Genomic DNA, 18,439 nt, shown 5'->3' with positions numbered 1-18,439 from the left:
GCTGATGCCATGAGCGATAACCTCGTCGTCTGCGCCAGATGCGGCGGCATCAACCGTATCGCGCCGGACCGGCCGGCGCTCGCCGCCAGATGCGGGAAATGCAAATCGAAGCTGTTTGCCGGTCATCCCGAAGATGTCGACGCGGCGGTCTTCAATCGTCAGGTCTCCCGCAGCACGATTCCGGTTCTGGTGGATGTCTGGGCGCCCTGGTGCGGCCCGTGCCTGTCCATGGCGCCGGCCTATGCGGCGGCAACCGCGGAACTCGAACCGCATGTCCGCCTGATCAAGCTCAATTCCGACGCCGAGCAGGCGGCCGCTTCCCGCCTGTCGATCCGCGGCATCCCGACGATGATCCTGTTCGCCAAGGGGCGGGAGGTGGCGCGGACCTCCGGCGCCATGGGAACGGGGCAGATCGTGCAATGGGTCCGGGACCACTTGCTGTCGGCAAGCGCCTGACGACGGAACGCGCCTGTCGCACCCGGGGCCGTCGTCCCCGGAGCGAGAACTATAGGAGGCCGAGCGGCAGCATCCGTCTTCGGCGTCCTCCGCCCGGGCCCTGCCGCCGTTCCCTTCCATCCCGGACCCCGAGCCTGAGGAGACGCCCGTGGACGACCATCCGGCACTGCAGACAGAAGGACGCGACACGCTCGCCGAGCCCGTCCTGCGCTTTCACGGTGCGGCGCGTGCCGTCACCGGCTCCTGCTACGAGCTCGAGGCGGACGGCAGGCGGATACTGATCGACTGCGGTCTGTTCCAGGGCTCGAAGGCCGAAAAGGAACTGAACTATCGCGACTTTCCCTTCGATCCGAAGGGCATCGACGCGGTGCTCCTGACCCACGCCCATATCGACCATTCCGGACTGCTTCCCAAGCTGACGAAGGCGGGTTTTGCCGGTCCGATCTTCGCGAGCCGCGCGACCGAGGATCTGTGCACAGTGATGCTGCCCGATTCCGCCTACATCCAGGACACCGAGGTCGCGCATCTGAACCGGCGCAACAAGCGCCGGGGCCGGCGCACGGTCGTGCCGATCTACGACGGCGCCGATGTGGTGAACTGCCTGAAGCAGTTCGCGCCCGTGGCGCTGGGCGACTGGTTCACCGTCGCCGGCGGCATAAGGGCGCGCTACTGGAACGCCGGGCACCTGCTCGGCTCGGCCTCCATCGAGCTCGAATGTCCGGCGCCCGGTGAGCGTCCGCGGCGCCTGCTGTTTTCCGGCGACATCGGACCGGAGCACAAGCTGCTGCAGGCCGATCCATCGGCGCCCTCCGGCTTCGACTACGTCATCTGCGAGAGCACCTATGGCGATCGCGACCGGGAGGGGGCGAGCGAGGCGGATCGCCGCCGGCTATTGCGCGAGGCGGTGGAGGCCGCGCTGGACCCGGACGGGGCGCTGCTGATTCCGTCCTTTGCGGTGGAGCGGACCCAGGAACTGCTCGTCGACCTGCAGATCCTGATCGAGAGCGGCGATCTGCCGGCGGTGCCGATCATCATCGACTCGCCGCTGGCCACCCGCGCCACCGGCGTCTTCGCCCGGCATGCCAGGGAACTGGATCATGGCGAGATCCTGTCGCGGGCGCTGACATCGCCGAATATCCGCTTCACCGAATCCGCCGAGGAGAGCAAGGCGCTCGACCGGCTGAAGGGCTTTCACATCGTCATCGCCGCCAGCGGCATGTGCGAGGCGGGGCGGATCCGCCATCGGCTGCGCAACTGGCTGTGGCGGCCGCAGGCGACGGTGCTGTTCGTCGGCTTCCAGGCCCAGGGAACGCTCGGCCGCATCCTGCGGGACGGGGCGTCGACGGTCCGCATTCAGGGCGACGAGGTGATCGTGCGGGCCAAGATCCGGGCGATCGATCTCTATTCGGGCCATGCCGACGGGCCGGAATTGCGGGAATGGCTCTCCGAGCGCTGCCCGGTGGCGGCCGGCGTGTTTCTCGTCCATGGCGAGGTGGAGGCCATCGACGCACTGAAAGCGCGGCTCACGGGCGTGGTCGCCCAGGAGCGCATCGTCATCCCGCAACTTGACGCGGCGTTCAGGCTGACGGCGCGGTCGGCCGTTCCGGTATCCTCGGAACCCGCCTCCCGTATCGATCCGGACCAGCCGGGCCATCTGGACTGGCACAACGAGGTGTCCCGCCTGCTTCTCGACATCAACGAGCGGCTGGAGAACGCGGCCGGCGACAAGGCGCGGGGCGTGATGATCCGAAAGCTGCGCCGAGCCATGAGCGAGGCCGATTGAACCGAAGGGCGACCGTGCGGCAGGGCTGCGGCACGGGTGGCGCGCATGCTCCGATCGCCGCCGCTGGCGGTGATCAGCCGAGCAGCTTGCGGAACGTCCGTTTGAGCCGGCCGGGGCGCAGCGGGTCGGCGAGGTTGGATTCGGCCAGCATCTCCTCGTCCGGGGTGAGTTCGCGCATCGGCAGCGGCACCAGGCGGCGGCCGTTCGTGGCGCTGACCCTGTCGACGAGGGCGATCATCGATCCGCCGTCGGCCAGCGCGTCGCGAACCGCGTCCTCGGAGAGGTCGAGATGCTCGGCGAGAAGATCGTCCCGGATATGGGCGATCCGCTTCGCGACCGCGGGATCGTCCTCGGATTCGATGACGAGGTCGCACTCACTGTCGTAGCCCATGGACCGGTTGTTGAGATTGGCGGAACCGATCTTCAACAGGCGGACGTCGGCGATCATGATCTTGGCATGGACGTAGATCGGCGTGCCGGCGGCGTTCACCGGATAGACCAGCCGGAAGCGGTCGTTGTGGTCGGCCTGGCGGACGATCTGCATCATGCGGATGCGTGACGAATCCATGAACTCGGCTTCCAGCCAGCCATCGGCCGTGTCGGGATTGACCACGAGGATCTCCGGCCCGTCCGGTTCGGCCAGCCGTTCGGCGATCGCCTCCGCGATCCGGCGGGAGGCGAAATACTGGCTTTCGATATAGAGGCGGTGCCTGGCCGTCGCGATGGCCGCCAGCGTCGCGCGTTCGATCTCGGTTACCTGCGGACGTTCGAGATGCTCGGGCACCGTACGGCAGATCGAGACGTCGATATTCTCGAAATCCACCGTCACGTCGCTGGGCCAGATGTCGAAGTCGCCGGCGAAGGGGCCGAGCATCTTGCCCGTCGCATGGGCCCAGCGGCTGCGGGCAAGATCGGAGAGCGCCTTGGCCGCCGGACCGGTGACGCAGGTCGTCGCGTCGTGCCAGGGGCCGAGCGGCGCCTTGCGGGGCGACAGGCGGCCCGGGCTCGCCTCGGCGTGTTCGCGGGTGTCCCAGCGCCCCGTGGTCATGTCGATGCCGCCGCAGAAGGCCAGTGCCTCGTCGATGACCAGCAGTTTCATGTGATGTGTCGAGAGCGGCGGATGCACGCCGTCGAGCCGCATCTGCACCGGGCCGGACAGTTTCCAGCGGAGCAGGGTGAGGGGCGTCTCGCCGCGGCCGATCGAGTACATCATGCCGGTATCCCATTTGAGGATCCGGATATCGAGCTCGGGCCGGCGCTTGCCGAGCCATGTGAGGAACGGGCCGACGGGGTTGGGGCCGTCCAGCGTCTTGCCTTCCGGCTCCAGGTCGATCCGCGCGTCGAAATCCCAGCCGATCAGGAGGATCGAATGCCGGGCCTGCAGCATGGCGTCCTTGGCCGCCTTGAAGAAGTCGGCGGCGTCGATGATGACCGACAGTCTGTCGGCCCGTTCCCGGCGCCAGAACCAGTCGTCCGTCTGCTCGTCGAGCGCATGCGCGTTCATACAGTCTTCCAGTGGCGTTTCGTTGACGGGAACGAAGCTAGCAGCAGACCCGCGCACGGAAAGCCCGTCGCGCAACGATCTTGTCGCCGATCCTCCGAAACCTTCGGAAACGGCCCGGTGGTCACGCGGCGGCGCCGGCCCGTTCGAGGTCCTCTCTCGCAATCCGGCAGGCGACGGAATAGGCCGGGTTGAAGACGTTGGCGACGTCGTAGCGGACCGTCTGGCCGAGGAAGTGGCTCGCCGTCACCGAGTCCATTGCGTAGTCGCGGGACAGCCAGTCCAGCATTTCCGTCGTGGCGTGCTGCAGGGCCTGGTCGAGGGGGCGGGCATTGCCGAGGGTGAAGATGCCCTGCGCATCCTCGCCGCGCGGCCAGCCGATGGTGCGGCCCTTGTCGATCTCCACGGTGAAGGCGACCTCGAAGGAGGTCTCGATGCCGGTGCCGACGATCTCGCCATCGCCCTGGCAGGCGTGGCAATCGCCGAGAAAGAACAGGGCGCCGGGCCGGAAGACCGGGAATGACAGGGTCACGCCGGCCGTGATGCCGCGATAGTCCATGTTGCCGCCATGGGGACCGCTGGTGGCGGTGGAGATGGCCTGGCCGAGCGCCGGCGCGACGCCGCAGCAGCCGATCATCGGCGCCAGCGGCAACACCCAGTCGCGTAGCCGCGTCGGCGGGTTCTCCAGCCGCACGGCGCCGGCATCCTTGTCGATGATCCACTCGACCCGCTCGCGCTCCGGCATCTGCGCGGCGCGCTGCGGATCGACGACGTTCGGCGCCAGGACGGAGAAGGTCCAGCCGCGGTCGCGGTTCGGCGTCATGCGCTCGATGGTGACGCGCAGCGTATCGCCCGGCTCGGCGCCTTCGACGAGGAAGGGACCGGTCATCGGGTTCGGCCGCGCGCCGACGAAGGCGCCGGTGGCGTCGGCGCCCCAGGCGTCGAGCGTGTCGGTGATCACGGTGTCGCCCGGCGCAATGCTCAGCGCCGGCTCGTGCGGGCCCAGCGTGTTGTGGAAGCGTGTCGGCTGGAAACGATGTTCGGCCACGGGACAACTCCGGTCATTCGCGTTCCCTCTGCCTATAGCCGCGGGGACGGGGGGCGGCCAATGCCGCCCGGCGACAAAACGGCGGCGCGCCGCGAAATCCCGTCCCGTCTCCGCGATCGGCCCGCCGGGTCTTGGCGGATTTGCGCGAGGTCAAGGGTGCTCGTGCGGCGTCGGGCTATGGTCGGGTGAATGACGGCCCCGTCGCGGCCGAGCCAAGGGAGTTTTCCATGTACCGGACGATACTGGTCTGCCTCGACAACAGCGAGCGCGCCGGCGCGATCCTGCGGACGGCGCTGGCGATCGCCGAGCGGCAGGGCGCCCATCTGGTCGGTCTGCATGTCGTGCAGGACGTGGTGGTCAGCATTCCGACCGAGGTCTCGCTGGAATATATCGACCAGGCCCGGCAGGCCGCGCAGAGCGAGGCCGATGCCATTGCCGAGGTCTTCAAGACGGCGACCGCGAACGCCAGCGTCTCGACCGAATGGCGGCGCGAGGAGCCGATGGCAGGCGATGCGGACACGGTCTGGACGCGGAATGCCCTCGTGGCCGATCTCGTCGTGGTCGGGCAGGCGGCCGGCGGCGCCGACGTGCCACTGACCGATCTCCTGATCGAGACCGGGCGACCGGTGCTGTTCGTGCCCTATGCCGGCGAATATGCGCAGGTGGGCAAGCAGCCTCTCGTCGCCTGGAACGGCAGCCGCGAATCGGCGGGCGCCGTGTTCGATGCGCTGCCGCTTCTGAAGGACGCGTCACTGGTGCGGGTGCTCTGCATCGACCCGGACAAGGCGGGCGCCAAGGCCGGCCTGGCCCCTGCCGACGACATGGCGCTGGCGCTGGCCCGGCACGACATCAGGGCCGAGGCGGCCCGTTCGCACAGCGGCGAGATCTCCGTCGGCGACGAGGTCCTGGCGCAACTCGTGGATCACGGCCACGATCTTCTGGTGATGGGCTGCTACGGCCATTCGCGGCTGCGCGAGATGCTCTTCGGCGGCGTCACCCGGCATATCCTGCAGCACATGACCGTGCCGGTTCTGATGTCGCGATAGGGCGCCGATGACGCGCAAGGCGGTTTCGCCCGCCCGGTCGAACAGGGCCCCGCGGTGCGGCGGGTTGTATCCTGCCGGCACGCCCCCTCACGCCAAGATCCGGGCCGCGCAATGATTGTGAGCGATCCGATGAGCCCAATGAGCGCAGATCCGGAGCCGGGCCAGCAGCCGGCGGATGGATGGCACGCGCTCGACGAAGCCGCGACCTTCGGCAGGCTCGGCACGGCAGCCGCCGGGCTCGACGATGGCGAGGCGGCACGGCGACTGGTCGAGTACGGCCCGAACGCGCTGCCGGAGCCGCCGTCGCGCTCGCTGGCGCTGATCGTCCTCGGTCAGTTGAAGAGCCCGCTGATCTATCTCCTGCTCGCCGCTGCGGCCGTATCGCTCGTCCTTGCGGAGATCGACCAGGCGGTCTTCATCTTCATCGTCCTGGCCATCAACACCGCCATCGGCGCGGCGCAGGAATCGCGGGCGGAAGCCAACACCGCCGCGCTGCGCACGGCGATCACCACCGTCTGCCGCGTCTGGCGGCAGGGGACGGTGCGTCTGACGGACAGCAAGGCGTTGGTGCCCGGCGACGTGGTGATCCTGGAGGCCGGTGACCGGGTCCCGGCCGATCTGCGATTGCTGTCCGCCTCCGAACTCCAGGCCGACGAATCCGCGCTCACCGGGGAATCGCTGCCGGTGGAGAAGGCCGCCGGCGGGGCGCTGGCACCGGACACGCCGCTTGCGGAGCGTGCAACCATGCTGTTCGCCGGCTCGACGCTGCATCGCGGACGCTGCCAGGCGATGATCGTCGCCACCGGCACCCATACCGAGCTCGGGCAGATCGCCGGCTCGCTGCAGGAGGCCTCGGCGCCGCCGCCGCTGACCGTCAAGCTCGACCGTTTCACCCGCATGCTCGGCCTCGTCGCACTCGCCCTGGTGGCGGTCGTCGTTGCCCAGCAATTCAGCACGGGGGCCTCGCTGCAGGCGACTTTCTTCGTGGCCGTGGCGCTGGCCGTCTCGGTGATCCCGGAAGGGCTGCCGGTGGCCGTCACCGTGGCCCTGTCGGTGGCGACGCGCCGGATGGCCCGGCGCAACGTCATCGTGCGGCATCTGCCGGCCGTCGAGGGCCTGGGCGCCTGTACGGTGGTGGCGACCGACAAGACCGGCACGCTGACGCGCAACCAGCTGACGGCCAAGCGGCTGTGGTTGCCCGGGCACGGGGCGGTCGCGATCGAGGGCGCCGGCTTCGAACTGGGTGGCCGGCTGCTGCAGGGAGAGGCGCCGCTCGCCCCGCCGGCGCAGGAGGCGGCCCGGGATCTCGCTGCCGCTGCCGCGCTCTGCAACGACGCGGCCTTCGATCCGGACGGCGGTGAGGCGGGGCGCAGCGGCGACACCGTCGACCTGGCCTTTCTCGTTCTGGCGATGAAGAGCGGACTGGACGTCACCGCGCTGCGCCACGCAGCACGGCGGATCGCCGAACTGCCGTTCTCGGCCGAGCGCAAATATGCCGCGAGCCTCGACGAGCAGGGCGGTACCCTCCGCCTGCACGTCAAGGGCGCGGCGGAGGTGCTGGTGCCGCGCTGCCTCGGCGTCGATGTGGACGCGGTGCTGGCGCTCGCCGACGAGATGGCCGGGCAGGGCTATCGCGTCATGGCGGTTGCCGCGAGGACCCTCGGCCGGGACGAGACCGCGGGCCGCCTGCCGCCGATGGACCAGCCGCTGGAAGGGTTGACCCTTCTCGGCCTCGTCGGCTTCATCGACCCGCTGCGCACGGAAGCGAAGGCGGCCGTCGCCGATTGCCGCGGCGCCGGCGTCGCGGTGAAGATGATCACCGGCGACCATGCGGCCACGGCACTGTCGATCGCCCGCGATCTGGGCATCGCGGCCCGGCCCGAGGAGGTGATGACCGGCCGCCAGATGGACGATCCGGCCACGGGTACAGACGCGCGCATCGCGGCGACGTCCGTGTTTGCCCGGGTCGAACCGGCCCACAAGGTGCGGATCGTCGAGGCCTTGCAGCGCGGCGGTCATGTCGTGGCGATGACCGGCGACGGCGTCAACGACGCGCCGGCGCTGCACCGGGCCGATCTCGGCGTCGCGATGGGGCGCGACGGCACCGACGCGGCCCGCGACGCGGCCGATCTCGTTCTGACCGACGACAATTTCGCCTCGATCACCGCCGGCATCCACGAAGGCCGCGCCGCCTACGCCAATATCCGCAAGGTGATCTATCTGGCGATCAGCACGGGCGCTGCCGAGGCGGTGTTCTTCCTGATGGCGCTGTTCACCGGCTTTCCGGTGCCGCTGACGGCGGTGCAACTGCTCTGGCTGAATCTCGTCACCAATGGCGGTCAGCATGTCGCGCTGGCGCTGGAAAAGCCCGAGCCGGGCCTCCTGTCGCGGCCGCCGCGGCGCTCGGGCGAGGCGATCTTCGATGGCCTGATGATCCGCCAGACGGCTCTGTCGGGGGCGGTGATCGGCATCGTCGGCTATCTGGTTTTCGCCTGGGCGATCTCGGCGGGCTGGAGCGAGTTCGAGGCCCGCAACGTCCTTCTGTTCCTGATGGTCGCCTTCGAGAACGTGCATGTGATGAATTGCCGGTCGGAAACGATTTCGGCGTTTCGGGTGCCCCTGGCGAACAACTGGCCGCTGCTCGGCTCGATCATCGCGGCGCAGGCGATCCATATCGGCGCCGCCTTCACGCCGGGCCTGCGCGACGTGCTCGACCTTGCGCCGATCCCGTGGGAGCAATGGGCGCTGCTGGTGCCGATGGCGCTGTCGGTGCTGGTCGTCATGGAGATCGACAAGGCACTGCGTGCTCAACGGCAGCGGCGTCGGCCGGCCGGGCCGGAACCGGCAACCGCTGGGTGACGCACGGTCGTGTCAGGGATGGTGCCTCAGCGCCCGGTCGGCAGGCGGGCGGCGACCTCGGCGAGATACGGGTTCTGGTCGCGGCTGGCGCCGTATGCGCCGGGGTCGAGATCGGCGAGGATCGTCGCCGCGTCGCTTTCGCCGGCCGAGGCCAGCACCGAGCCGTCCGGGCCCGCAATCACCGACAGGCCCTGATAGGCAAAGGTGCCTTCGCTGCCGCAATGGTCGGCATAGATGACGAAGAGCTGGTTCTCGAAGGCGCGCACCGGCACGACATTCTGCGCGATGAAGCGCGCGCCGTCGCTCCTGGGCAATGCCGTCGGCACGATGATCGCCTCGGCGCCTCGCAGCGCGAGGTCGCGGCACAGTTCGGGGAATTCCACGTCGAAGCAGACGAGCAGGCCGCAGCGCAGGCCGGCGATCTCGACGATGGGCGAGGGCGCATCGCCGGGCCGGAACAGGCCCTTCTCGTAGTCGCCATAGAGCATGCGCTTGGCGTAGAGGACCGGCGCACGGCCCGGTGCAATGAGCGCGGCGGCGTTGTCGACGCCGTGAGGCATGCGGATCGCAAGCCCCATGGCGATGGCGATGCCGAGCCGGTCGGACGCATCCTGCCACTCGGCAAGGCTGGCGTCTGCGTCCTTCGCGGTGTCGGCAATCGTCGGCCCGGCACCGTAGCCGGTCCGCGCAAGCTCGGGCAGGACGGCGAGGTCGGCACCGGCTGCGGCCGCGTCCTCAAGGCTGCGCAGGATCGCCGCGTGCCGGTCGGCTGCGTCGGTCATCGCGGCGTCCATCTGGATGGCCGCGACCTTCACTTGCCGTCTCCGTTGGACCAGGCGCCCAGAAGGCGTGGCAGGTCGCCGAAGCGGGCGACGAAACCGAACACCACCACCGCCACGGCGACGAAGAGGATCGAGACCGAGGCCATGGTCGGCGTGTAGCCGTAGCGCAGGGCATTGAAGATCTTGATGGGCACCGTCTCCAGCGTGAAGCCTACCGTCATGTAGGCGACGATGTACTCGTTCAGCGAGAGGACAAAGGCGAAGGCGAAGCCCGAGATGATGTAGGGCGCGATCATCGGCAGCACGATGGTCGTCAGGATGGTCCGGTCGTTGGCCCCCATGGTGCGCGCGGCCTCGGTCACCTCGCGGTCGATGGTCTGGAAGCCGAGCGAGATGGTCACCAGCGGCAGGCTGGTGAAGAAGATCGCGTGGGAAATGACCACCGTGTACCAGGCGCCGTAGCCGCCCATCGTCGCCCAGAAGGACAAAGCGCCGAGCGCGGTGATCACCGGCGGCAGGACGAAGGGCGAGACGCCGAGCAACTGCACGGCCCGGCCGATCGCCGTGACCCGGCGCCACAGCGCATAGGCGATCGGCAGGGCGATGAGGACGGCGATGGTCGCCGCGCCGAGGGCGATCAGCACCGAGGTGGTCAGCGCGCCACGCCAGCCGTCGTCGGCGAAGATCTGGCCGTACCAGGCGAGCGAAAAACCCTCGGGCGGGAAGGTCAGGCTGCGCTTCTCGTTGATCGAGACGCCGGCGATGACGACGATCGGCGCCGCCATGAACAGCCCGACGGCGGCGAAGAACAGGCGGGTGAGGAACGTGCCGATCATGCCGCGCGTCCCTTCCGGCCGAGCGTCGTGGTCAGCAGCACGAGCGACAGGCTGGTGACCACCAGGAACACCGCCATTGCCGCCGCAAACGGCATGTTCGACTGGTAGATCGCCTGGTCGGTGATCAGCACCGACAGGGTCCAGTGCTCCGGCCGGCCGAGGAGTTGCGGCAGGAGATAGGCCCCCAGTGCGAAGACGAAGACGATGATAAAGGTGGCGATCAGCGCCATCCTCAGCGCCGGCAGGATCACCGTGAAGAAGGCCCTGAGCGGCGAGGCGCCGAGGGTGCGGGCGGCTTCGGCCAGCGACGGGTCGAGCCGGGAGAAGGACGGGTAGAGCACCAGCACCGCATAGGGGAAGGCCTGGTAGGTCATGCCGGCAAGGACGGCGAAGAAGCCGGGCGTCCAGGCATCCGGGTTCTCCATCAGGCCGAGGGACACGAACAGGTTGGAGAGGCCGGCCGTGCGGCTGAGCAGGGTCGACCAGGAAAAGCCGATGATCACCTCCGACAGGGAGAGAACCGCCAGCATCGCCACCAGCCAGGGCACCTGCCATTTCCGGCGGAGCTTGGTCAGCAGATAGGTGAAGGGTGCGCCGACGATCAGGCAGAGCGCCGAGACCAGCGCCGACAGGCCGAGCGAGAAGACGAGGATCTTGCCGAAGAACAGGCTGAGAAAGCGGGCATAGTTCGCCGTGGTCAGCACCGGCTGGTAGAAGCCGCCGGCGACCCGTTCGAACAGCGAGACGGCGATCATCAGGCCGAAAGGCACGACGAAGAAGGCGAGCAGCATCAGCGCCGGAAAGATCAGCGGCGCCTGTTCACGCCAGCCTCCGGCCTTCGTTCCGGGCGCGGCGGCGCTCACGCGGAAGCTCCGGCGGGGAAGACGACGATGGCGGCGGGATCGAGCGCCAGGGAGACAGCGTCGCCGACCAGGAGATCGTTCCGGCCGGCGGCGCGCTGGGCGACGATGCGGCCGGCGGCGGTGGCGAGATACACCTCCACGGCCGATCCCATGTCGCGGACGAACTCGACGGTGGCGGGCAGGGGCGCGGCGCCCTCGCGCTCGACGCTGACGTCCTCCGGCCGGATCGAGATTTCCGCCGTGGCGCAGCCGGCCGGCAGTGTCAGGCCGGGGACCGGCGCATCAGCGATGGTCGCGCCGCCATCGGCGGCATGGGCGGTCAGAAGATTGGTCTGGCCCAGGAAATCGGCGACGAAGGCGTTGGCAGGCCGGCGGTAGATGTCGATCGGCCGGTCCATCTGCTGGATGCGGCCCCCCTTCATGACGACGATGGTGTCGGCCATGGTCATGGCTTCGCGCTGGTCGTGGGTGACGACGATGGTGGTGATGCCGAGCCGCTCCTGCAGCTGGCGCAGTTCGACCTGCATCGCTTCGCGCAGCTTGGCGTCGAGGGCGGACAGGGGCTCGTCGAGGAGGAAGAGCTTGGGCGAGACGGCGAGCGCCCGGGCGATGGCGACGCGCTGGCGCTGGCCGCCCGACAATTGCGCCACCGACCGGTCGGCGACGCCGGGCAGGCGCACGAGATCGAGCAGTTCGACGACGCGGGCATCGCGCTCGGCACGGGGCCGGCCACGGATCTTCAGGGGATAGGCGATGTTCTCGCCGACGCTCAGATGCGGAAACAGCGCCAGCGACTGGAACACCATGCCGAAATCGCGGCGGTGAACCGGGCAGTCGTTGATAGTCTCGTCGTTGAAGCGGATGGTGCCGGCGGTCGGGGTTTCGAGACCGGCGATCATCCGCATCAAGGTGGTCTTGCCGCAGCCCGACGGCCCGAGCAGGCAGACGAAGCTGCCGGCCGGCACGTCGAGGACGGCGTCGTCGACGGCGAGAACCGAGCCGTAGCGCTTGGTGACGTTGGCAAGTTCGAGTGCGCTCATCGGCCTGGACGTTTCCTGGTTCTGGGGTCCGGCCGCCCTTGTCGAGGCGGCCGGTGAATGGGCGGGCGTCGGGCTCAGCCGACGATGAGTTCGGTCCACTTCTGGTTCAGCCAGTCGGACTTCTCGACATAGAGATCATAGCGCGGAACGATCGGGTCGATCTCGGAGGAGACCGCCGCGAATTCCTCGTCGGTCAGATCGAGAAGGTCGCGCTTGATCACCGGTGCTGTGCCGACCTTGCGGGCGAGCAGGCTCTGGACGTCCGGCTGGGTCATGTAATCGATGAACTCGTGGGCGATTTCGCCCTTCTCGGAGGCCTTGGAGATCGCCCAGCAGCCCGAGTCGGAGATGCCGCCTTCCTTCGGGAAGGTCGAGCGGACCGGGAAGCCGTCGGCCGCGGCGAGGCCCGTGACGTCGTGATAGTACTGGCCCATGGGGATTTCGCCGGATTTCAGCGCCTGCTCGAACTGGGCTTCGTCGCGGTACCAGAGCTGGACGTTCGGCTTCACCTCGGCGAGCTTGTCCATCACCTTCAGGATGCCCTCCTCGGTGTCGAGCACGTCGGTGCCGCCGAAGAAGGTCTTGGCGGTGACTTCCAGAAGGAACGAGTTGGAGACGAGGGCGAGAAGGCCGAGCTTCTCCTTGTTGGCCGGGTCCCACAGGGCCGCCCAGCTTTCCGGCGCGTCCGGATAGGTGTCGGTGTTGGTGACGAGGTTGATGTACCAGGCCACGGCACCGACGCCGGCAACGCGGCCGTCGGGATAGTTCACGACGAAGGGCGGCAGGACGTCGCCGGAGTTGGCGATCCTGTCCATGTCCAGCGGCTGCCAGAGCTCGGTCGCGAGGCCCTTGCGCATGGCGACCTGAGACATCATCGACACGTCGGCGGGAGCGACACCGGCGCGGGCGGCCTGCTCGAGCTGCACCAGCCAGGCTTCGCCGGTCGGCTCGGCGACGCTTTCGACGGCGATGCCGGTGGCCTCGGTGAAGGCCGGGAAGACGTTCTTGTCGAAGGAATCTTTGAAATAGCCGCCATAGACGCCGACCTTCAGGCTCTTCTCCTGAGCCCTGAGGATCGACGGCATGGCCAGCGTGGCGCCCGCGGCGCCGGCTGCGGCGAGCAGATGCCGCCGGTTCAGGATGAGCGGGGACTTCCGGGTCATGACTTCATCTCCTTGGTTGCTACGTGACGTCGATCAGCGGGCAGCGCCGGAACGGTCCGGCGTGAAATCCAGAAGGCTCAGAAGCTCGAACAGCATCTGCGCGCCGGCATGGGCGGTGTTGGTGGTGGCGTCGTATTGCGGGGCGACCTCGACCACGTCGCCGCCGATCATGTTGATCCCGGCGAGGCCGCGCAGGATCATCTGCACTTCGCGGGTTGTCAGGCCTCCGATCTCCGGCGTGCCGGTGCCGGGAGCGAAGGCCGGATCGAGGCTGTCGATGTCGAAGGAGACATAGACCGGACCGTCGCCGACGACGGCACGGGCCTTGGCGATCACCGCGTCGAGGCCGAGGCCGGGGATCTCCTCGGCATGGATGACGGTCATGCCGGATTCGAAGGAGAACTCCCACAGATATTCGGAGGCGCCGCGAATGCCGATCTGGATGGTGCGCTCGGGATCGAGCACGCCGTCCAGCACCGCCTGGCGGAACGGGCCGCCATGGTGGAACTTGCAGCCGTCGAAGGGCCCGGACGTATCGCAATGGGCGTCGATATGGATCATCCCGGCCGGACGGTCGGCGCCGAGTGCCCGCAGGATCGGCAGGGTGATCGAATGGTCGCCGCCGACGAAGAGCGGCAGGACGCCGGCGCCTGCGATCGTCGCGGCGGTGCGCTCGATATCCTCGTGCGACGTGGCGAGATCGAAGCGGCTGCGAAACGGCACATCGCCGATGTCGGCGACCTTGAGACTGGCCGTCGGCATGGTCTTCAGGACGTGATTGTAGGGTCCGACGCGCTCCATGGTGCGCAGGGCGCGGGGGCCGAAGCGTGAGCCGTTGCGGTTGGTGACGCCGAGATCCATCGGCACGCCGATCATCGCGACGTCGAGGTTCGAGAGGTCCGGCGCGGCCCAGTCGATGGCGCGATGGGGGGCGTCGAGCAGGGTCGGCACGCCGGCATAGGGGGCGACACGGGTGCCCTTGGGATCGAAGAGCCGGTCGGCCACGGCCGCGAAGCCCTTGTCGTAGATGACCCGCTCGTTGTCGCCGGCGAAGCGCTGCCGCAGCGCTTCCAGTTTGCCGCTATCCATGGAAATTCCTCGCTGGACGGTCTGGTTCGTTGGCAAAGGCGCCGGCGGACAGGCCGAGGCCGATCCGGCGCGCCATCTCGCGGATGCCGTCCGCATCCACATTGGCGAAGGCGATCCGCAGATGCCGGTCCTGGCCGGGGCCGAAGAAGCTGCCGGGCAGGACGAGCACCCCGAGTTCGCGCGTCAGGGCCTCGGCGACCGCCTCGGCCGGCCGGTCCGCGAAGGGATGGCGCACATAGGCGAAATAGGCGCCGATCTGGTCGAGCTCCCAGCCCGGCAGGCTGGCGAAGGCAGCGCGGAAGATGTCGGCCCGTCGTGCGATCTCGTCGCGGTTTGCGTCGCGCCAGTCGGCCAGTTCCCCGATGGCCCAGGGCAGGGCCGCCTGGGCCGGACGGGGCGCGCAGATCTGGATGCAGTCGATGACCTTTTCCAGTTCGGCGATGGTCGCCTTACCGGCGATCATGGCGCCGACCCGGTGGCCGGGAATGGCGTAGGATTTGGAGAAGGAATAGAGCGCAATCAGGTTTTCACGCGCATCGGTTTGGGCAAAGAGCCCATGCGGCTTGCCGAGCGCCGGGTCGAGGAAGTCGCGATAGGTCTCGTCGAGGACGAGATACATCCCGCGCGACACGCAGACGTCTAGGAGTTCGGCGAGGCGTTCCGGCGGATAGACAGCGCCAGTCGGGTTGTTCGGGCTGACCAGCACCAGCGCCCGGCAGCGCGGGTCGAGCACCGCCTCCAGACCGGCGACGGAGGGCAGGAAGCCGTCGGCCGCCTCGGTCGGCAATGGGCGCGCCTCGATGCCGAGCATTTCCAGCGTCATCTTGTGATTGAAGTACCAGGGGGCAGGCAGCACGACCACGTCGCCGGCGCGCGCGACGGTCAGCATGGCGGCGAAGAAGGCCTGGTTGCAGCCGCTGGTGACGGCGACGCGGCCGGCCGCGACGGGCGTGCCGTAGCGCGCGGCGACATGGCCGGCATAGGCCTCGTGCAAGGCGCGGTCGCCGAGAATGTCGCCGTAGCGAGCACCGGCCGCCGACGCGGCGGCTTCGGCCAGGCGCGTGGCGAAGCCGGCCGGCGGGGCATGGTTCGGAACGGCCTGGCTGCAATCGATCAGCGGGCCGTGGCTTCCGTCATAGGCGGCGATCCAGCGGCCGGCACGCGCGATGGGCGGCACCGAGACGGCGGTCAGCAGCGGATTGGGCAGCGGCGCAGTCACCGGCAATCCGGATGGGCGTTGGCAGGCCGCGACATGCGACCCGTGCGGGGCGCAGCCTCAGCGGGGTTCTGCAGGACGCTCGACGGGCCTCTCACCGGGATATCGCCGCCTCCAAACGGATCATGGATACTCTCTCCGACTGCCTGCTCACCCGATGATGGCAGCGACCGGCTGCTTGCGGATTGCTCAAACCGGGCCTGTGCCCTTTTCCTCATCATGTGCCGCGCTGGACGCATGGTGGAATATCGGCCTATCAATTCAAACATTGAAAAACGTCAAAGTGGTGCGGTCGCTCATGCGCGTTTCCGGAAGTGATCTTCGCCTGCTGCAGGTCTTCGACGCGGTGGTGCGGCATGGCGGATTCGCGGCCGCGGCGGTGGATCTGAATGTCAGCCAGTCGACCATCTCCAACCACATGACGGCGCTGGAGGAGCGACTGGGATTCGTCCTGTGCCAGCGCGGCCGCGGCGGCTTCCACATGACCGAGAAGGGGCGGGCGGTCTGGGAGGCCGGGCGCCAGCTGGAAAAGGCGCTCCAGGACTTTTCCACCGATGTTGCCTCGGTGCGGGGCGAACTGCGCGGCGAATTGCGGATCGGCATTTTGGACGCGGTGGTCTCCGATCCGGCCAACCGCCTCGCCGACGTCATCGCCGCCTATGGCCGGATCGCGCCGCATGTTCGGCTGGTGATCGCGCAGGAGCGGCCGCAGGATCTGCAGCAGAAGGTGCTCGACGGGCTCTATCACTGCGCCATCGGCAGCTATCGCAACCGGATCGATGGCATCGTCTACGACCGGCTGCATGACGAGCGCCACAGCCTCTATTGCGGACGCCTGCACGAGGCGTTCGAGGCCGACGATGCCGAGCTGACCGATGCGCGTCTTGCGGCCATGCCTTTCGTCCACCGCGGCTACTGGCGGGACGAGGACACGCTGCGCCAGCTCGACTGGCGCGTCGAGGCGACGGTCTTCCAGATCGAGCCGCAGCTCATCCTGATCCAGTCCGGCCGCTATATCGGCCTCCTGCCGAACCATTACGCGGCGGAGGGGGTGGCGGCCGGCACGCTGCGGGCGATCCGGCCGGAGGAGATCGGCTATACCTGCGAGTTCGAATTGTTCTCGCCACGCAATCGCCGGCCGAGCGATGTCGCCGCCGCCTTCATCGAGACGGTGCGCACGGTCTGGCCGTCGGCGCAGGACACCTGAAGCGTTCGGCCTTCGCTTCGCTTGGCGACGCCGCAGGCGGTCACGGCAGTGCTCCGTGCTTCAACCATGACTGCGGTTACACTTCGTAACATACTGGTTCATATGCGGTTCATGTGCCGAGGCCTACCGTCCTCTCACCACCAACGAGGACACATATCATGTTCAAGCGCACACTCATCGCCATCGCGGCCGTCTCCATGCTGGCCGCTCCGATGGCCCAGGCGCAGGCCCAGAGCCGGCACGACAACAACCGTCCCACCGCACAGCAGAGCCAGTCTCGCGACCACGGCGCCCAGCGTAAGCAGGCCCAGCGCCCGGTCGCCGCACGGGCCAAGTTCAGGTCCGGCCAGCGCTACGGCAACTGGAAGCGTCACCAGAGCGTGAAGGATTTCCGCCGGCACGGCCTGCGCGCGCCCGGCCGGGGGCAGAACTGGATCAAGGTCGACAACCAGTATCTGCTGATCTCGGCGGCCACCGGGCTGATCCTCGGCCTTGCCGCCGCCCGCTAAGCCGGACGCCTGTCACCCCGCCAGCAGCGCAACCGCGTCGCTGGCGGGGTCTTCCAATACATCGATGACGTCGAAATGGTGCCGCCCTGGCGCTTCGATCGCCGTGGTGCGCAGGCCGAGCCCGCGCCAGGCGCTGGCAAGCAGCGTGTTCTGCCGGCGAAATTCGGGCAGTTCGTCGCCGCCGACGAGACAGGTGAGGGCCGCGTCGCCTTGTGGTTCCAGCAGCGCCGGGCTCTCGGCGCGGGCTTCGGCCAGATCGAGGGCCAGGATCTCGTTCATCTGCGTCTTCAGGAGCGGACGCAGGTCGTGAACGCCGCTGATCGACAGCACCCGGTCGATCCGGGCGGCGGTCGCCTCGGAGAGCGGCGAATCCGTGCAGATCATCCGCGTCACCAGATGGCCGCCGGCCGAATGGCCGAACAGGCGGATCGGGCCGGAAACCTCCGCGGCGACCGTGTCGAGGAAGCGCGCCACATGAATGGTGATCTCCGCGATGCGCACCGTCGGGCACAACGGATAGGACGGCATGGCGACGGCAAAGCCGCGCGCCAGCGCGCCGGTCGCCAGATGCGACCATTCGGACCGCCCGAACGCCTTCCAGTAGCCGCCATGAACATAGACGGCGAGACCGGCGGGTGTGCCCTCCGGCAGGAAGAGATCGTAGACCGCCCGTTCGCCCTCGCCATAGGGGCAGGCTAGGCGAGCGCGACCGGTGGCTTCCAACTCGTTGCGGAAGGCGGCTGCCCGTTCGCGCCAGCGCGGCGGATAGGTCTCGGCCCCGGCAATCGCGCCGGCATTGCCATAGGCCGTGTCGAAATCCGTGATCGCCGCGTCCACCATCTGGCTTATACCTCGTCGTCCTTCGTGTCGTTCGCTGCGGCGCGGCTCAGAAGAAGGCCTGGAGGCCGGTCTGAGCCTTGCCGAGGATCAGCGCATGGACGTCGTGCGTGCCCTCGTAGGTGTTGACGGTCTCCAGGTTCTGGGCGTGGCGCATGACGTGGTACTCGCCCATGATGCCGTTGCCGCCATGCATGTCGCGGG

General features: G+C 68.4%; 17 protein-coding genes. 6 read left to right on the top strand and 11 right to left on the bottom strand.

Annotated features, from left to right (window positions below; all coding sequences use genetic code 11):
* Window positions 1-9: 9 nt before the first annotated feature.
* Together trxC and ACEQX1_RS07980 are read left to right on the top strand one after the other, a co-directional pair.
* Entirely contained in the window at window positions 10-456 is a 447-nt protein-coding gene (gene trxC / locus ACEQX1_RS07985; protein WP_370193044.1) for a thioredoxin TrxC, read from the top strand.
* Window positions 457-604: 148 nt separating this feature from the next.
* On the top strand, window positions 605-2,239 hold the full coding sequence (locus ACEQX1_RS07980; protein ID WP_370196698.1) for an MBL fold metallo-hydrolase: 1,635 nt from the start codon (window positions 605-607) through the stop codon (window positions 2,237-2,239).
* Window positions 2,240-2,312: 73 nt separating this feature from the next.
* Here ACEQX1_RS07980 and ACEQX1_RS07975 read toward each other — a convergent pair whose 3' ends face one another.
* Together ACEQX1_RS07975 and ACEQX1_RS07970 are read right to left on the bottom strand one after the other, a co-directional pair.
* Complete coding sequence (locus ACEQX1_RS07975; protein WP_370193048.1) at window positions 2,313-3,743, bottom strand: phospholipase D-like domain-containing protein; 1,431 nt, start codon at window positions 3,741-3,743, stop codon at window positions 2,313-2,315.
* Window positions 3,744-3,864: 121 nt separating this feature from the next.
* The gene (locus tag ACEQX1_RS07970) at window positions 3,865-4,788 is read right to left on the bottom strand and encodes an acetamidase/formamidase family protein (RefSeq protein ID WP_370193050.1); all 924 of its coding nucleotides are present in this window, start codon (window positions 4,786-4,788) and stop codon (window positions 3,865-3,867) included.
* Window positions 4,789-5,015: 227 nt separating this feature from the next.
* Between ACEQX1_RS07970 and ACEQX1_RS07965 the strand changes: the two genes are divergently transcribed.
* Entirely contained in the window at window positions 5,016-5,834 is an 819-nt protein-coding gene (locus ACEQX1_RS07965; protein ID WP_370196697.1) for a universal stress protein, read from the top strand.
* Window positions 5,835-5,972: 138 nt separating this feature from the next.
* Complete coding sequence (locus tag ACEQX1_RS07960) at window positions 5,973-8,693, top strand: cation-translocating P-type ATPase (protein WP_370195728.1); 2,721 nt, start codon at window positions 5,973-5,975, stop codon at window positions 8,691-8,693.
* 26 nt (window positions 8,694-8,719) lie between these two features.
* Here the strand turns inward: ACEQX1_RS07960 and ACEQX1_RS07955 are convergent, their stop codons facing one another.
* The 7 genes from ACEQX1_RS07955 to ACEQX1_RS07925 form a co-directional block, all read right to left on the bottom strand.
* Complete coding sequence (locus ACEQX1_RS07955) at window positions 8,720-9,508, bottom strand: carbon-nitrogen hydrolase family protein (protein WP_370196696.1); 789 nt, start codon at window positions 9,506-9,508, stop codon at window positions 8,720-8,722.
* A complete protein-coding gene (locus ACEQX1_RS07950; RefSeq protein WP_370195726.1) occupies window positions 9,505-10,311 on the bottom strand; it encodes an ABC transporter permease in 807 nt (268 codons plus the stop codon). The genes ACEQX1_RS07955 and ACEQX1_RS07950 overlap by 4 nt, the downstream gene beginning before the upstream one ends.
* A complete protein-coding gene (locus tag ACEQX1_RS07945) occupies window positions 10,308-11,102 on the bottom strand; it encodes an ABC transporter permease (protein WP_370195731.1) in 795 nt (264 codons plus the stop codon). Before ACEQX1_RS07945 ends, ACEQX1_RS07950 begins: the two co-directional genes overlap by 4 nt.
* Window positions 11,103-11,170: 68 nt before the next feature.
* Window positions 11,171-12,214 carry an ABC transporter ATP-binding protein gene (locus ACEQX1_RS07940; protein WP_370196695.1) on the bottom strand — a complete coding sequence of 348 codons (1,044 nt, stop codon included), beginning with the start codon at window positions 12,212-12,214 and terminating at the stop codon, window positions 11,171-11,173.
* Window positions 12,215-12,288: 74 nt separating this feature from the next.
* Complete coding sequence (locus ACEQX1_RS07935) at window positions 12,289-13,377, bottom strand: PotD/PotF family extracellular solute-binding protein (protein ID WP_228240585.1); 1,089 nt, start codon at window positions 13,375-13,377, stop codon at window positions 12,289-12,291.
* 33 nt (window positions 13,378-13,410) lie between these two features.
* Window positions 13,411-14,472, bottom strand: coding sequence for an agmatinase (gene speB, locus ACEQX1_RS07930; RefSeq protein WP_370196705.1), 1,062 nt, complete (start codon window positions 14,470-14,472; stop codon window positions 13,411-13,413).
* Window positions 14,459-15,685 carry an aminotransferase gene (locus tag ACEQX1_RS07925; RefSeq protein WP_370195724.1) on the bottom strand — a complete coding sequence of 409 codons (1,227 nt, stop codon included), beginning with the start codon at window positions 15,683-15,685 and terminating at the stop codon, window positions 14,459-14,461. Before ACEQX1_RS07925 ends, speB begins: the two co-directional genes overlap by 14 nt.
* Before the next feature lie 295 nt (window positions 15,686-15,980).
* Here ACEQX1_RS07925 and ACEQX1_RS07920 point away from each other — a divergent pair, with 295 nt between their 5' ends.
* Both ACEQX1_RS07920 and ACEQX1_RS07915 read left to right on the top strand, forming a co-directional pair.
* Window positions 15,981-16,889, top strand: a complete 909-nt coding sequence (locus ACEQX1_RS07920) for a LysR family transcriptional regulator (protein WP_370195723.1) — start codon at window positions 15,981-15,983, stop codon at window positions 16,887-16,889.
* A gap of 158 nt (window positions 16,890-17,047) precedes the next feature.
* Window positions 17,048-17,398, top strand: coding sequence for an RcnB family protein (locus ACEQX1_RS07915; RefSeq protein WP_370195722.1), 351 nt, complete (start codon window positions 17,048-17,050; stop codon window positions 17,396-17,398).
* A 12-nt stretch (window positions 17,399-17,410) separates the two neighbouring features.
* On the opposite strand, the gene ACEQX1_RS07910 is transcribed toward ACEQX1_RS07915, so the two are convergent.
* Window positions 17,411-18,238 carry an alpha/beta hydrolase gene (locus ACEQX1_RS07910; RefSeq protein ID WP_370195721.1) on the bottom strand — a complete coding sequence of 276 codons (828 nt, stop codon included), beginning with the start codon at window positions 18,236-18,238 and terminating at the stop codon, window positions 17,411-17,413.
* Window positions 18,239-18,284: 46 nt separating this feature from the next.
* A partial coding sequence (locus ACEQX1_RS07905; protein ID WP_370196704.1) for an acyl-CoA dehydrogenase family protein occupies window positions 18,285-18,439 on the bottom strand: 155 nt, incomplete at its 5' end.

The sequence above is a fragment of the Aurantimonas sp. genome (assembly GCF_964217435.1).
GTDB classification, from domain to species: domain Bacteria; phylum Pseudomonadota; class Alphaproteobacteria; order Rhizobiales; family Rhizobiaceae; genus Aurantimonas; species Aurantimonas coralicida.
Note: the sequence above shows the minus strand (reverse complement) of the source record. Positions and strands in the feature narration are given on the sequence as shown.